Consider the following 14,972-nt stretch of genomic DNA (forward strand, 5'->3'; position numbering starts at 1 on the left):
CCTCGTCAGCGTCGCGAATCGAATCGGCCCACGTGCCGATGGCCCTTGTTTTCTTACCCGTGGGTAAGATTGTCATCCCATCATAATTTCTTTTGCCAAAGCTGCAAATCAAGCGTAAATATGAAAACCACAAAATTTAACGTCCTAAGGAACGAGACCCGAGGCATGTACACGCACGAAGACCTGAATGCATTGCGTAATCAGTCGCTCAAATTGCAGGGCTGGATTCGCCAGCAGACCTTTAGCCCTGAGATGGAGAAGACCCTCCGCCGGTTCTCAAGCTGGGAAGTGTCGGAGCTGATCTTTAAGGTCAACCAATCCACATTTCGGGGCAAGCTGGCCTCGGACCCGACCCTGCCCAGTGGTGAGGTGGAGCCAGATGGCCGGCAGAGATGGTTCAGCCTGGAAGAAGTCAACGAGCTGCGTCGACGGTTGAAGGTGAACCGCAAGACCCTGATGCCGCCCCGCCCGGCCGGCAAGCGTGCCATCCGTGCCGCTGTAGCCAACTTCAAAGGTGGCGCGGGCAAGTCTACGGTGGCGTTGCATCTGGCCCATGCCGCGGCACTGGATGGCTACCGGGTGTTGGTGGTGGATTTCGACCCGCAGGCGACACTGAGCCATTCGATGGGCCTGACGGATGTTGCCGAAGACTTTACGGTCTGGGGCATTATGGCGCGTGATCTTATCCGCGAGACCCAACGGATGAACAACCGCCCCGCCGCCGCCGAATCCGGGACCGCCCTGCCCCGCCGCGAGTTGCCGCCATCGATTACGGACATGGGGCTCGGTGATCTGCGGATCGGTGACTTTATCAAGCAGACGTCCTGGTCCAGCATCGACGCCATCCCGTCCTGCGCCAACGCCGCTTTTGTCGAGTTTGCCTCGGCTCAGTACCGGCACTTGAATCCGGAATGGTCGTTCTTTGCGGCAGTATCGCGTTATCTGGACCAGATCCCCGATGACTCTTACGACCTGATCCTGTTCGACTGCCCGCCTGCCATTGGCTACCAGTCGATGAACGCAGTGTTTGCGGCGGACATGCTGTATGTCCCATCCGGCCCGGGTTACTGGGAATACGACTCCACGACCTCGTTCATTGGCCAGCTTGCTGAAGCTCTGGAGGACCTCGCTTATGGGTTCGACAAAACATTACCCACGGGTAAGATCGGGCTTCCCAAGACCTTCTGTGAGTTGCGCTTTCTGCTGACGCGATATGAGCCCGGCAACGCCCTGCACCACGCCATGTTCGACGCATTTCGAAAGGTGTTCGGGGAACACGTGGCCGAGCACCCGGTCGAGATGACCCGCGCGGTTGAACAATCCGGTCGTTTCCTCAGTTCGGTCTACGAGATGGATTACCGAGAGATGACCCGGGAAACCTGGCGCCGCGCACGATCGACCTTTGACAACGTATATGAAGAGTTTCGGGGCGTCATGCTGTCGGCCTGGGATAAGCTGGAGGATGACGCATGACCCGCAAACGCAGAATGTTCGACATTGATATGCCTGCCATGGAAGACATACCCGTGGGTAAGGTTCCGGACCAAGTTCTGGAGAAGCGGCGGGGTCCGATGGCCGCAGCAATCTCGGAGAATGCTGGTGCTCTGCGCGATCAGCAGTCAACCGAGGATGCCATTCGCGCGGAAAACGACAGGCTTGCGCATGAACTGGTGAGCCTGCGGGCCGAAGGACTGGTGACGGAACGTGTAGCCCTGTCAGACGTCGTTACAGAAAAACTGACGCGCGATCGCAAACCCGGTTCGGATCCGGAATTGGAGGAGTTGAAAGCGTCGATCAGGGAAATCGGTCTTTCCAACCCGATCCGGCTGGAGCGTCGCGCAGACGGGCGATTTGACCTGATTCAGGGGATGCGCCGCCTTTCCGCTTATCGTTTGTTGCTGGAAGAAACCGGCGATTCCATCTACGCAAAAATTCCGGCCGGCATTTCGGACGCCGCTGATCTGGACAGCAGCTATCGGCGTATGGTGGATGAAAACCTGATCCGAAAGGACATCTCCTTTGCGGAAATGGGTGCGTTGGCCCGGGCCTACGCAGAGGATCCGGCCAATGACTGTGCGGATGTGGACAAGGCGGTTTCGATTCTTTTCAAATCAGCAAGCTACACAAAGCGAAGTTATATTCGGGCATTCGCGAGCCTGCTGACCAGGCTGGACAAGGTTCTGAATCACCCAAATGAAATCCCGCGAAATGTGGGGGTCGAACTGAAGCGCAAGCTTGATTCCGATCCGGGTTTGATCCGCGCAGTCAGCACTGCGTTGATGAGCGAACCCGACAGGGACAACGCACGAGAGGTGGCGATTCTCCGGTCTTTTTTGGGACAGGCCTCGGAAGCTGTTGCCAGGCCGAAACCGGACAGTCCCGGAAAGCCGCGCCGGGCGAAAACGACGTTTCAGGTGTCTGGCCGCGCGGGGATTGCAAAGTGTTCGGCCTCGAGTGGACGGTTGGAGATCAGGCACGATCTGGACTTTACGCGTGTTGATCGTGCGAGGCTGGAGGCCGCCATTGCAACGATGATTGAATACCTGCGAGAGGAGGATGATCTTACCCACGGGTAAGAACCTACAGAGAACATGTGAAGCTTCCGTGGGGTGCTGGATTTGAAGCCAGCACCCTTTTTCGTGTTAACCCAAAAGGTCCGTAGCGGGATTTTCTGCGATATCGACGTCGTCGTAATACTTCTGCGCCTGCGCGACTGAGCGGTGCAGGGACAGTCGCATGGCTGCCTGAATCGGGGCGCCGTCCAATGCGGCCTGGGTCAGAAAGCCCGAACGAAGACCGTGGGCAGAGGCAAAGTCTTCGGGCAGACCGGCCAGCTTCAATCGATGTTTGACGATCTGCGCTACCGCGTCGGGGGAAAGGCGGCGGTTCAGCACCCGATCAGCTTTCGAGATCGGGCGGAAGAGGGGGCCGTCCTTGATCTGCCCAACTCCGATCCAATGCACTAAAGCCTGCGCTGCTCGGCCTTTCAGCACCAGTCTGGGGGTTTCTCCCTTCTGGGTGGTCTTGGTTTCCAGCAGGGACAGCCAGATGACACCGCTCTTGCCGAATTCCTTAAGGGATACATCCTCGCGCATCAACGCCGTGATTTCCGAGCGGCGGCGCCCGCCGCTGGCCCAGCCCAGCATCAGGATCGCCCGGTCGCGGCAATCGCGACGACTGCCACGGCAGGTCGCCAACAGTTGCTCAAGCACATCGCGGGTGATGGGGTGGGCGGATTTTGGGGCAGGGGGGCGGGCCGCGGCGCGGCGTGCCTTGGCCCGCGCTTGCTTCACCTGCGGCGCCTCAAACGGGCTGGGAAGATTCTTCATCCGGTGGAAGGCCAGCCAGGAGGCGATACGCCGGTCCAGCGTTGAGGGGGCCGGGCAGGCCATTGACTTGCGCAACCCTTGTGCAATCAGCGCTTCTGCCGTCTGGCGGGCGACATCCGTTTTCGGCGCGTCGTTCAGATCCCGGGCATGATCGAGGATGAAGGCGAGGGCGGTTTCTTCATTCTCGGGCCAGTTGAGGATCGAGCCCATCCGAGCGGCCTTCCAGGCCGTGATGTAGACCAGGTCACGTTCGTACGCTCGTAACGTGTTCTCCGGCGTGCCGCGGACATAGAGATCGGTCAGCGCGTCCTGATCTGCAGAGGACAGTGCAAGAGAAGAGGCTGGGAGATATGGGGCAGGGGTACTCATAGCGCGTATTCTGCGTCAATTTGGTTCGCTTTTCAATTGATCCGATAAGCAGTACTTATCAGATATAAGTGATCACATGGGACCGCGTTCGGAGTAGTGAGCAAAACATAGAACTTTTGCGCATATGATGAGAAGATGGAAATACGAACAACAATTATTCAAAAGCCGATGTATTGGAGCGAGACGACTATTTTACCAATCAGGTGATGCGACATGTATGACCGGAAAATCGTCGATCCTCGCGCTGCCATTCCGACCGGGGCAGGGCGGGCAGATTGGCGACAAGCCCCAGCATGGACGCAAGTCAAAAACAGACTGGCACCTTGCCAATTCCCTAAATCACTCATCGCCAAGTTCACGAGGGCCAGCGGTCAAACAGTTTGCGACAGAAATCTGCGGCCCCCAAAAAAACAGGCTGGTCACGGGGTTCGCCTGAAAATAAGGTGATCAGACAGCTTACTCGGGAGAGATGCCCAATATGACTCCATTTGCGATCGCCGGTGTTCAGATGCACGTTGGTGCGCTTCATTCGAACGTCGAGGCGATGCGCCATAGAATTGAAATTCTTATGGCCCGGTTTCCATGGACTCAGATGGTTCTGTTTTCCGAACTTGCGCCGTATGGGCCACTGGACCGTTTCGCGCAGCCCTTCCCGAATGACGCTTTGTTGCAGTTTCAGGAGGATGCGCGCCGCTTCGGTATTTGGCTGATCCCCGGGTCGATGTTCGAAAAAACCGAAGATGGGCGTATTCTGAACACTTCCGTCGTCATCAATCCCGACGGCGAAATTGTCGCCAAGTACTCGAAGATGTTTCCCTTCCGGCCGTATGAGGCTGGGATATCAGCCGGGACTGATTTCTGTGTTTTTGATGTCCCGAATGTCGGGCGTTTTGGCCTTTCCATCTGCTACGACATTTGGTTTCCGGAAACGACGCGGCAATTGACCAGTCAGGGCGTCGAAGTTCTTCTTCACCCGGTCCTGACCGGGACCACTGACCGCGAAGCGGAACTTGCCATTGCAAGGGCGACCGCGGCGCAGTTTCAGTGTTACGTTTTTGACGTGAATGGCCTGGGGGCCGGTGGTGTCGGTCGTTCGCTGGTGGTCGACCCATCAGCAACAGTGTTGCACCAGTCCGCCGGACAGGAAGACATGTTCCCGATCGAAATCGATCTGGATCAGGTGCGGCGTCAAAGGGAAACCGGTCTCAAGGGACTTGGGCAAGTTCTCAAGAGCTTCCGGGATCGCGACGCGGATTTCACGGTTTATGATCGCACGAGTGGTGCCGATGCTTACCTGAACACGCTCGGGCCGCTGGAAATTCCCCGGCAGGGCTCGGATCGCGGTTTGCTGGCATCCGACCCCAGAACTTCGATTGAAGAAGCGGAAAGAGATTTGCTGACGCCGCCTAACCTTTCTGTCTTACACGGAAAGACAGGTTCGGATTAATCGGATCAGAGGGCGGCACTGATCCGGACGCGACAGAAAGGAGGCAGGTATTGAACTTGCACTCGCAGAAGAAGAAGTTGCCGTCCCTACGAGATTATTACAGCGCCACGCAACTTCGCGCCGATCGATGGAGCGCCTTACGCGAAGCGGCTGAAGGCCTCGCCCTTCATGGGCGGGAAAAACGACAGAGCCAGAAGCTGATGGCGACGGCAGAGCACCTGTTCGATGCTCTGGAACCGATCGAGCTTTATTGGGCGTTCCCCGGAATTCACGCATTCGAGCATCTGCGGCGTCTTCTGCAAAATGGCAATGTTCAGGATCTGTCGATCTGCGTCCGTCGTATTGCACGTGCGCTGACCTCGGGCGCTTACCGGCGGCGGTCGATCCCACTGTCTTCCGATGAAATAGACAATGAAGACTACGAAGACGAAGCCTCGCTTGCGCCGGAAGCCCGCGCATTGGGGCGGCCCTATTTCGAGGTGCTGATTGTCGACGATGTCACTGAACATCAGGAAAGATTCCTGCGGCAAAACCTGCTGCGCATGCGCCGGCTGGAAGATTCCTTCATTTATGAACCGGTCATTGTTCCGTCGCTGGAGGACGCGCTGATCGGGGTTCTGTTCAACTACAACGTTCAGGCCGTGGTGATCAGGCCGGGCTTGTCGCTCAAGTCGAAGATCGATCTTCCGATCCTGAACCAGTACCTGACGCGTGTCAGCGAGGACGAGGATGTTGACGGCCTCGACCCGCATGAATACGGACCAGAGGCCTGCCGGCTTATCGAGAAAATCCGACCCGAACTGGACGCGTATCTTGTCACAGACCGTTCTGCCGAGGATATTGCCGGGCTGGATTTGGGCCGCTGCCGACGGGTCTTTTACAATCAGGAAGATTTTCAGGAACTGCACCTGAACATCCTTCGCGGCGTCGATCGCAGATTCAAAACCCCGTTTTTCTCGGCCCTGAAAGAATACTCGAAGCAGCCAACTGGTGTTTTCCACGCCATGCCGATCAGCCGCGGCAAATCGATCAGCCGTTCGCACTGGATTCAGGACATGGGGGCATTCTACGGGTCTAACATCTTTCTGGCCGAAACATCCGCGACCTCGGGGGGGCTGGATAGCCTGCTGGAACCGCGCGGCCCGATCAAGGAAGCGCAGGACATGGCCGCCCGCGCTTTTGGGGCGAAACACACGTTCTTTGCCACCAACGGCACTTCGACGTGCAACAAGATCGTTGTTCAGTCGGTCGTTCGACCCGGTGACATTGTTCTGGTCGACCGGGATTGCCACAAATCGCACCATTACGGCATGGTTCTGGCCGGGGCGAGCGTCGTCTATATGGACAGCTATCCGCTGCACGAACACTCGATGTACGGTGCCGTGCCGCTGAAAGAGATCAAGCACACCTTGTTGAAGCTGAAAGATGCCGGAAAGCTGGATCGCGTCCGGATGGTGCTGTTGACCAACTGCACCTTCGACGGGGTTGTCTACAATGTTCAGCGTGTCATGGAAGAGTGTCTGGCCATCAAGAAGGACTTGATCTTTCTGTGGGACGAAGCCTGGTTCGGTTTTGCGCGGTTTGACCCGACCTACCGCCAGCGTACCGCCATGGGGGTTGCAAACGTGTTGCGGCAAACGCTGCGCACGCCGGAAGCGGCCAGCGCCTGGGCGGCCCAGCAGGAAAAGCTTGAGAGTGCGAGCCACGAAAAGCTGCTCGAGACCCGGCTGGTTCCGCCACCCGATGCCCGCGTCCGCGTCTATGCCACGCAATCGACCCACAAGACTCTGACGTCATTGCGGCAGGGGTCGATGATTCACGTCAACGATCAGGACTTCAAAGGCGAGGTGGAGCAGGCTTTCCACGAGGCCTACATGACCCACACCTCGACTTCACCAAACTACCAGATCATCGCTTCTCTGGACGTGGGGCGCCGACAGGTCGAACTGGAAGGTTTCGAATTTGTGCAAAAGCAGATCGAGACAGCCATGTCGATCCGGCGGGCCATCTCGGACCATCCGGTTTTGCAGAAGTATTTCACGGTGGTGACTGCCGGCGAAATGATTCCGGAACAGTTCCGGGAGAGCGGCGTCGAGGCTTACTATGATCCTGATCACGGTTGGGTCGAAAAGTGGACGATGTGGAGCCAGGACGAATTTGTACTGGACCCGACACGCATAACGCTGGCCGTGGGTGGAACAGGCTGGGACGGCGACACGTTCAAGACCAAGATCCTGATGGACAAATATGGCATCCAGATCAACAAGACGTCGCGGAACACCGTGCTGTTCATGACCAATATCGGGACAACCCGATCCTCGGTCGCATACCTGATCGAAGTGCTGGTCGAAATTGCCAATGACCTGGACGAGCTTCTGGACGATGCCTCGAAAATGGAACGCAGGTCATTTGAAAACCGGGTCCAGGCTTTGGTCGAAGACGTGCCGCCGTTGCCGGATTTCAGCCGGTTCCACGATGCCTTCAGGGATGGATCAGATACGCCCGAAGGAGATATCCGGACCGCGTTTTTCCTCGCTTATGACGAGGACAACTGCGACTATATTCCGACCGATGACAAGCTGATGGCGCGGCTTGAAGCGGGTGAAGAGCTTGTCTCGTCCAGTTTCATTATTCCCTATCCGCCAGGCTTCCCGATTCTGGTGCCCGGTCAGGTCATCAGTCCGGAAATCCTGTCATTCATGCGGGCGCTGGACGTCAGTGAAATTCATGGTTTCCGCGAAGACCTGGGTCTGCGCGTGTTTACCCAAGAGGCTTTGGAGTCCGTCAAAAAATAATATCAGGGGAGAGGTTAAATGCCCAAGAAGGTACTCAAGAACATTTCGGAAATCCGTCGTTACTTTCACACGAATTCGGACCCGATCTACTTTGTCTCGGCGACCAATTTCAACCTGCTCGGTCTGGATGAATGGGTCAAGAATTTCAAGTACATCTGCTACATGGATTGCTTTGACGGACGCCATCCCAACGTTCTGGTTCCTTCCGAACTTCCCCATGACGAGTTTCAGTCGATCGAAGACATCAACAACTATCTGCTTCAGCACAAGGAAGTTGTCGATTACGTCAAGGCGCGCGGCGGCAAGCCGAAATTCGTTTTCCTGATGTTCGACGAAAAGACGGAAAAACTGGTTAAGGAACTGGGCGGCGAGGTCTGGTTCCCCAAGGCGAAGCTGCGTACCAAGATGGACAACAAAATCGAAACTGTCCGGGTCGGCAACAAAGCGGGTGTCCCGTCGGTTCCCAACACGCTGTCCAAGGTCGACAGCTATGACCAGTTGAAAAAGGTCTGCAAAAAGGCGGGGCTCGGCGATGATCTTGTCCTGCAAAGTGCGTTTGGAGACTCGGGCCACACCACCTTTTTCATCAAGTCCGAGGCCGATTTCCGCAAACACGAACATGAGATCGTGGGCCAGGGCGAAATCAAAATCATGAAACGCATCGATTGCCGGGGTTCGGCGATCGAAGCCTGCGCCACGTCCGAAGGCACGATTGTCGGCCCCCTGATGACGGAACTCGTCGGGTTCAAGGAATTGACCCCCTATCGCGGAGGCTGGTGCGGAAACGAGATTTTCTCGACTGCGTTCCCGCCGAAGACGCGCGAGAAAGCGCGGGAACTGACGTTCAAATTTGGCGAACAACTTCGCAAGGAAGGATATCGCGGCTATTTCGAACTGGATTTCCTGATCGACAAAAAGACCGGCGACATCTGGTTGGGCGAGCTCAACCCCCGGATCACGGGCGCGTCCTCGATGACCAACCACGCGGCTTTCGCGCATGCTGATGCGCCGCTGTTCCTGTTTCACCTGCTGGAGTTCTCGAAAAAGCCGTTCAACCTGGGTGTCGAAGAGCTGAACGCACGCTGGGCCGATCCCGATATGATCGATTCCTGGTCGCAAATGGTGATCAAGCACACCGAGGACACGGTCGATATCATCACCAATGCCCCGGAATCCGGGATCTACAAGATGTTGCCGGACGGGCGGGTGGTGTTCGACCGGTTCGACTATCACCGGCGCGCGGTGGAAAGCGAAGACGAAGCGTTCTTTTTGCGGATATCGAATGTTGGCGACTACCGGTACGAAGGGGCCGATCTGGGCATCCTGGTCACACGCGGCCGGTCGATGACCAAGGGTTTTCAGCTTACGGCAAAGTCGAAGCATTGGATCAATGGCATCAAGAACGCGTTCTCGGCACGTCCGCTGCCATCGGCTCAGGCATTTGAGGATCCGGCGTTTAAGATTATGTAGAGTGCATGAAATTAACCTTTCGCGCCGTAGAAGAAAAGAAACCCGGACAGAAACTGTCCGGGATTTTCTCCGAATATCGAAATGCCTACCTTAAATGGTGGGCAAGCGAAGGGTTGTCATCACGCCCGACATATTCCGAGTGCCGTCATGCGCTGAAAACATATATGCCGGAAATGCTCGAGCCGTATGATATGCTGTGCGCCGCCTTTGGCGCCGGCGATCTGGAGGCGCGGTTCCTGAGCTTCTTTTGCCCGCCGCGCTATCTGGCGGGGTGCAGCCAGGCGATTTGGCAGGGGCCAGAACCGTTGATGGTGCGGAACTACGACTACAACCCGTCGGCCTTTGATGGAATATTCCTGAAGACCGGATGGAACGGGCGTCAGGTCATGGGCACCTCGGATGGCTTGTTTGGATTGCTGGATGGCATGAATGATGCAGGGCTAACCGTTTCCCTGACATTCGGTGGCCGCCGCGCGGTCGGCGAAGGCTTTGGGGTTCCCCTGATCCTGCGATACCTGTTGCAGACATGTTCGACGCTGGAAGAGGCGAAAGAGGTTCTGCTACGGGTCCCGTGCCACATGAGCTACAACGTTACGGTCCTGAACCGGGACCGGCAGTTCTTTACGGCGTTTCTTGCACCGGACCGGCCGACGCTTTTCACCCATGCTGCTGTTTCCACCAACCATCAGGAGCGCGTGGAATGGAAAAGCCATGCACGCCTTACCGCCACGGTCGAGCGTGAGCGTTTCCTGCTGCATCGCCTGACTTTGCACCCAGAGACGAAAGAGGTTTTTGTCGGGTCTTTTCTGAAGCCGCCGCTGTATTCACTGGCTTTCGATCAGGGGTTCGGAACCCTTTACACCGCAGCCTACCATCCCCACGATCTGACAGCCGAACTGCTGTGGCCGGGCCGGAGATGGAAAAAGAGCATTGGTCAATTTCACACGGACAGCCTGCAGGTCATTTACCCACGGGATCCGGTCTGAAACTTGACAGATCGGACAGGGCGGGCAGTTCCAATACAGTACCACTGATCCCATCATTTATTCAGTTTTGACCCGGTAGACGGTCACCTGTTTCGACCGACCTTTCACATGGAAATCGCCGACATGTTCCAGCTGGAATGACGCGCTGAGGCGTCGCGCAGTTGCATCGCTGACCAGGATGTTGGTCGGCTCTTCCGTGGCAAGATCACCGGCCAAAGTCTCTATCCTCGCGCAGGTGTTAACCGTATCTCCGATCACGGTGTAATTCATCCGCTCGACTGCTCCGATATTCCCGACGATGAGCGGACCGGTGTGAATCGCAATCTTCAGGCCATAGCCAACTTTCGCCTCAGCCAGCGCCTGCTTGATGGCCACCGCTGCGCGGCAGGCCCGCTCGGCGTGGTCGACCTGTTCCTGAGGAGCGCCCCAGAACGCCATCACGGCGTCGCCGATATACTTGTCGAGCGTTCCACCCTCGGCCTGGATGCAACGGTTCAGAATCGCGAAATGGCTATTCAACATGTCGGCCGTGGCCTGCGGTGTCATCGTTTCTGACGCAGCCGTAAAGCCCACAATGTCGGCGAACATGACAGTCAGCTCGACCTCGCGAGGCCGGACAACATCAGGGTCTCCGGAATTCAACAATTGCCGCACCAGAGTGCGGGGCAGATAGGTTTCAAACCAGCGCAACCCGTCGAGCATCTTGTTGAATGCCACGGCCTGCAGGTCTACCTCCTCAACGCGCGAGGGGGGAAGATAGTCGATCTGATCCAGATTGAGTTCGCTGATCTTGATGGCTTCTTCGGTTGATTTTTTGATTGGGGCCGAAAGCTTTCTGGCCAGCACAATCGCCGCAATCATTGACGCTATTAGGAACCCAATGCTGACAAAGGCAGTGTAGCTGAGGCGCTTCCATTGACTGCTCCAATCGCTTAGCGGGGAGTACTGGCCAATGACCCATGGTTCCGAACCGTACTCATCCAAAGTACTGGTCAGAACCAAGTACTCACCGGTTGCGTTCTCCACTACGTAGCCGTCAAAAGAGCTGTCGCCCCCCTGAAACTCGGGGTCTTGTTTTAGCACTTGCGAGATCACCGCGTCATCGAGCGCAGCGATTGAATGCAAAGGCGTGTCCGGACTTAAGGAACTTCCGGACAGGTTCAGCAGCTTCGGATGTGCCAGGACGCGGTTGTCGCCATAGAGAATGAAACCGGTCGCGCCGAATTTGCTGCCCAACTCATCGATGATGTCCGAGAAATGATGCACGGTTGAAGACACAAATATGGCACCTAGGAACACATCGTCCCGATACGCCGGTACGGTGGCCGAAATATGCGTCCTGCCTTCTTCAAAAAACGGTTCGTTCCAGAACAGGCTCTCATAACTTTTGATATCTTCAAGATACCGCAATCGCCCATCCACCGGGGGCTCTGTGATGGTGACAAAGGAAATTCCGTCTGAATCGGCGATTTGACTGGTCACAAAAAGGCTGCCGTCCGGGTAAACAACGGCAAGGTCCGTCAGATAGGGGGCGGAGGCTGCGACGCCCTTGAAATATGCCTTCAGAAAGTCAGTGTTGGACAATTCGACGTCGCCCGAACTTGCATCTTTCTGGAGAGAGTTCGCCAATTCCTCGATAGGGGTCGTCAGGCTAACGACCCTGTCCTCAATTGACTCGACGATCATCGACGCTGAGGTGTTCCACAATTCAGTTGTGTTTTGAACATTGGCGTAGGTTGATACCAGAAGCACCGTACTGACCGAAAGCGCCACCAACCCGCCTATGGCCAGCGCCAGAAGCGTTGACATTCCAATTCGGACTTTTGATTGCGGGCCAGCTTTGGGCATTTGCTAAACTTGTAATGGGTAGGTGTCTGTTTTGACGAACGGTTTCTTTCAGGAATTACCGATGTCGAGCATGATCGCAAGACAGCGCAATGGATAGGGCTGTGTCGACATCAAGGTCGAGCGTTGGCGTGAGGGCCACTTGACACGGGGCTAAAACTCTTTAATTGTCAAAAAAGACAATTTAACAGGATCTACCTAAATGGACTTCCTCAACACGTATGTCAGCGACTTCCAGATCAGCTATTGGGAGACGATGATCGACGACTGGTTTTTCGTCTTTGCGATCGGTTTTCTGGTGTTTGAACTTGCGCGTTACGCGATTGGCAAAAAGCTGACCTTCGAGATGGTGGGCGATACCGTCACCAACTTCATCACGCTGGGCTTCTTCCTTGCGATCACTTTTGTTTTGATGGCCGGCTTCTACGTCGGAGCCTATGTCTGGGCGTCTCAATATGCGTTCTTTGACATCCCCACCACATGGGCTTCGTTCCTGATTGTGCTGATCCTCGCGGATTTGGCCTATTATTGGGAGCATCGTATCCTGCATCGGATAAACATCTTGTGGGCCACACATTCGGTGCACCACAGCTCACCCTTCTTCAACATTTCGGTAGCCTACCGGCATGGTCCGCTGGATGGGTTTTGGCCCTTGTTCTTTCATATTCCCCTGGTGCTTTTGGGCTTCAATCCATTTGTTGTCCTGGTCGCGGAATTGCTGGTGCAACTCTACCAGACCGCTTTGCACACCGAAGTCATCGGCAAGCTTTGGAAACCCATTGAATACATAATGAACACGCCGTCGCATCACCGTGTGCATCACGGGTCCAACCGCAAGTATCTGGACAAGAATTACGCCGGAATCTTCATCATCTGGGACCGCATGTTCGGCACGTTCGAAGAAGAAAAAGAAGAGGTCACCTACGGTCTGGTTACGCCGATCAATTCGGTCAATCCGTTTGTCGCCTTTTTTCATGGCTTTGCCCGTGCCTTTGGCGACGCCTGGCAAATGCCGGGGTTCCGAAACAAGCTGGGGGTTCTGTTTGGTCCGCCGGGCTGGCGACCCCAAAAACAAGGCGCCAACGCTTCGGCAAGCGATAAACGGGGTTAAAGCCATGCCTTCAAATTCACAGAGAATGGTCGCTGCGCTGGTAACAACGGCCCTGTTCGTCGGCGGAGCCTGGATGGCCTCGGGATTTGGTACGGACATCCCCCGGACATCGGCATCCTCGACCGGTACGTCTTCGGACAGTGGGTTGGTGATTAACCTGCACAGTGCTCGTAACGACAGAGGCCAGTTTGTTGTCATGGCCTTTGACAACGCGGCTTCCTTTGACGCGCTTGATTTCAGCACGGCGGTTGGCTACGTCACGCTTCCCGCCAGCACGGAACCGCAGCGCGTCGATTTCCCGGACCTGAATGACAACTACTACAGCGTGGTGGCCTTTCATGACGAAGACAGTGACTACCAGATGGGTCTTGATGAGAGCTGGACGCCAACGGAAGGCTATGCGGTTTCCGGATTGAATGATCTCTACGATGACCCTGTATTCGAGTACTCACTGATCAGCCCGGGTATTCCGGTGGATCTGGCGTTCTTTTACTGGCCAGATCAGTATTTTACGGGTTGGTTCTGATCATCCTGCCGGTAGGTTATGGTTGTCTCGAACCGGGGCATTTCGGTGTGGTGACGCCGCTTTGCCCCGGGCGTTGGGCTGCCAATCAGCGGGTCAGGGCGCTACTCACTTCCCTCGGGTATCGCGGGGCTTGCAAATGCCTAAAGGCGGGCGGCAAAATGTACATACGCCAGCTTTGCGCTTGATGAAAAATAGCTGGAAAAAGCATAGTTCCGGTATGCCAGACACTGGGCAGTTCAGAATAGTTGACGGTCTGATTGGACGGATCCGCCCGGTTCGAAATTGAAGAGACGGAGAAATACCAATGGGGCGTCCCTCGGTTCAGAAACAGCGTAAAGCCGAAGTGCTGGATGCATTCATGACGCTGGTGGCCCGTTTCGGGGTTGAGGGCGCAACGCTGGAGAGGATTGCGGAGGAATCCGGACTTAAGCGGCCGTTGATACGGCACCATCTTGGAAACAGAGACGAGATGGTACGCGCCTTGGCCCTGCATGTTGTGGAAGAACAGCGCATCTCTTTGGAGAATTTGCGAACAGCTTTGCAGGATTATCCGGGGCTAATGAACTTTGTGGACGCCCTGTTCAGCGAGGAAAGCGAAACTGACACGCGACTGAACAACGCTTATCAGGCATTGGTTATGGTCGTGGAACAGTGCCCGGACCTCAGACAAATTCTGACGGGTGTTATGGCTGAGTTCTACGCGCTTGCCCGCCAAATCGTCCAGAAAGAGTATCCGTCGGCGGACCCGGAGGATGTCCAGACAGTGGCGCACGGAGTCGTCGACCTTTATCTTACGGCCGATGCCTTGTCGCCGCTGAACCCCCCGCCCGATTGGCGTCGATCGGCCTATCTGGGGGCTGTGAAGTTGGCGCAGTCGCTTGGAAGCCCTTGAGAGGGACAGCATCGAAATAAAGGGAGGTTCACGGGAATTCGGGTGCCAGCTTACCAAAGTCAGGCACCGTATTCGTTGGTCGGGGCTGCCGATACCTGATCGTCCGATGAAGCATGAAAAATGCAAAGGCATTGCCCATTCATTTTTTGTGAGGAAACTGGGCCCGCGAACAGTATATGTCAGACAGAAGTATTTACACGAA

General features: G+C 56.0%; 11 protein-coding genes. 9 read left to right on the forward strand and 2 right to left on the reverse strand.

The genetic code is table 11. The features are described from left to right. The first annotated feature begins 165 nt into the window (after positions 1 to 165). Both ACR0FE_RS15395 and ACR0FE_RS15400 read left to right on the forward strand, forming a co-directional pair. Complete coding sequence (locus ACR0FE_RS15395; protein WP_170611545.1) at positions 166 to 1,473, forward strand: AAA family ATPase; 1,308 nt, start codon at positions 166 to 168, stop codon at positions 1,471 to 1,473. After that, positions 1,470 to 2,576, forward strand: coding sequence for a ParB/RepB/Spo0J family partition protein (locus ACR0FE_RS15400; protein ID WP_480913687.1), 1,107 nt, complete (start codon positions 1,470 to 1,472; stop codon positions 2,574 to 2,576). Before ACR0FE_RS15395 ends, ACR0FE_RS15400 begins: the two co-directional genes overlap by 4 nt. A gap of 66 nt (positions 2,577 to 2,642) precedes the next feature. On the opposite strand, the gene ACR0FE_RS15405 is transcribed toward ACR0FE_RS15400, so the two are convergent. Then, positions 2,643 to 3,698, reverse strand: a complete 1,056-nt coding sequence (locus tag ACR0FE_RS15405) for a tyrosine-type recombinase/integrase (RefSeq protein ID WP_480913689.1) — start codon at positions 3,696 to 3,698, stop codon at positions 2,643 to 2,645. Positions 3,699 to 4,176: 478 nt separating this feature from the next. Between ACR0FE_RS15405 and ACR0FE_RS15410 the strand changes: the two genes are divergently transcribed. Genes ACR0FE_RS15410 through ACR0FE_RS15425 form a run of 4 tightly spaced genes read left to right on the forward strand, consistent with a single transcriptional unit; the run spans position 4,177 to position 10,396 of the window. Next, positions 4,177 to 5,145: a carbon-nitrogen hydrolase family protein gene (locus ACR0FE_RS15410; RefSeq protein WP_480913749.1), complete on the forward strand. Its 969-nt coding sequence runs from the start codon at positions 4,177 to 4,179 to the stop codon at positions 5,143 to 5,145. 50 nt (positions 5,146 to 5,195) lie between these two features. Next, the gene (locus ACR0FE_RS15415) at positions 5,196 to 7,940 is read left to right on the forward strand and encodes an aminotransferase class I/II-fold pyridoxal phosphate-dependent enzyme (protein ID WP_480913691.1); all 2,745 of its coding nucleotides are present in this window, start codon (positions 5,196 to 5,198) and stop codon (positions 7,938 to 7,940) included. Between the two features lie 18 nt (positions 7,941 to 7,958). After that, a complete protein-coding gene (locus ACR0FE_RS15420) occupies positions 7,959 to 9,410 on the forward strand; it encodes a biotin carboxylase (protein WP_170611537.1) in 1,452 nt (483 codons plus the stop codon). Between the two features lie 5 nt (positions 9,411 to 9,415). Further along, the gene (locus tag ACR0FE_RS15425) at positions 9,416 to 10,396 is read left to right on the forward strand and encodes a C45 family autoproteolytic acyltransferase/hydrolase (RefSeq protein WP_170611535.1); all 981 of its coding nucleotides are present in this window, start codon (positions 9,416 to 9,418) and stop codon (positions 10,394 to 10,396) included. 57 nt (positions 10,397 to 10,453) lie between these two features. Here the strand turns inward: ACR0FE_RS15425 and ACR0FE_RS15430 are convergent, their stop codons facing one another. Next, a complete protein-coding gene (locus tag ACR0FE_RS15430) occupies positions 10,454 to 12,205 on the reverse strand; it encodes an adenylate/guanylate cyclase domain-containing protein (protein WP_480913693.1) in 1,752 nt (583 codons plus the stop codon). A gap of 238 nt (positions 12,206 to 12,443) precedes the next feature. Between ACR0FE_RS15430 and ACR0FE_RS15435 the strand changes: the two genes are divergently transcribed. From ACR0FE_RS15435 to ACR0FE_RS15445, 3 genes are all read left to right on the forward strand, one after another. Continuing rightward, the gene (locus ACR0FE_RS15435; RefSeq protein ID WP_480913695.1) at positions 12,444 to 13,352 is read left to right on the forward strand and encodes a sterol desaturase family protein; all 909 of its coding nucleotides are present in this window, start codon (positions 12,444 to 12,446) and stop codon (positions 13,350 to 13,352) included. Between the two features lie 4 nt (positions 13,353 to 13,356). Further along, the gene (locus ACR0FE_RS15440) at positions 13,357 to 13,878 is read left to right on the forward strand and encodes a DUF2141 domain-containing protein (RefSeq protein ID WP_480913697.1); all 522 of its coding nucleotides are present in this window, start codon (positions 13,357 to 13,359) and stop codon (positions 13,876 to 13,878) included. A gap of 304 nt (positions 13,879 to 14,182) precedes the next feature. After that, positions 14,183 to 14,770, forward strand: coding sequence for a TetR/AcrR family transcriptional regulator (locus ACR0FE_RS15445; RefSeq protein WP_480913699.1), 588 nt, complete (start codon positions 14,183 to 14,185; stop codon positions 14,768 to 14,770). Positions 14,771 to 14,972: the final 202 nt, after the last annotated feature.

This window comes from Ruegeria sp. K7 (genome assembly GCF_056531785.1).

Bases quoted from the DNA above. Each gene is read 5' to 3' on its own strand.
- ACR0FE_RS15430 (WP_480913693.1), bottom strand. From the start codon at position 12,205: ATGTCAACGCTTCTGGCGCTGGCCATAGGCGGGTTGGTGGCGCTTTCG.
- ACR0FE_RS15420 (WP_170611537.1), top strand. From the start codon at position 7,959: ATGCCCAAGAAGGTACTCAAGAACATTTCGGAAATCCGTCGTTACTTT.
- ACR0FE_RS15400 (WP_480913687.1), top strand. From the start codon at position 1,470: ATGACCCGCAAACGCAGAATGTTCGACATTGATATGCCTGCCATGGAA.
- ACR0FE_RS15395 (WP_170611545.1), top strand. From the start codon at position 166: ATGTACACGCACGAAGACCTGAATGCATTGCGTAATCAGTCGCTCAAA.
- ACR0FE_RS15425 (WP_170611535.1), top strand. From the start codon at position 9,416: ATGAAATTAACCTTTCGCGCCGTAGAAGAAAAGAAACCCGGACAGAAA.
- ACR0FE_RS15445 (WP_480913699.1), top strand. From the start codon at position 14,183: ATGGGGCGTCCCTCGGTTCAGAAACAGCGTAAAGCCGAAGTGCTGGAT.
- ACR0FE_RS15440 (WP_480913697.1), top strand. From the start codon at position 13,357: ATGCCTTCAAATTCACAGAGAATGGTCGCTGCGCTGGTAACAACGGCC.
- ACR0FE_RS15410 (WP_480913749.1), top strand. From the start codon at position 4,177: ATGACTCCATTTGCGATCGCCGGTGTTCAGATGCACGTTGGTGCGCTT.
- ACR0FE_RS15405 (WP_480913689.1), bottom strand. From the start codon at position 3,698: ATGAGTACCCCTGCCCCATATCTCCCAGCCTCTTCTCTTGCACTGTCC.
- ACR0FE_RS15435 (WP_480913695.1), top strand. From the start codon at position 12,444: ATGGACTTCCTCAACACGTATGTCAGCGACTTCCAGATCAGCTATTGG.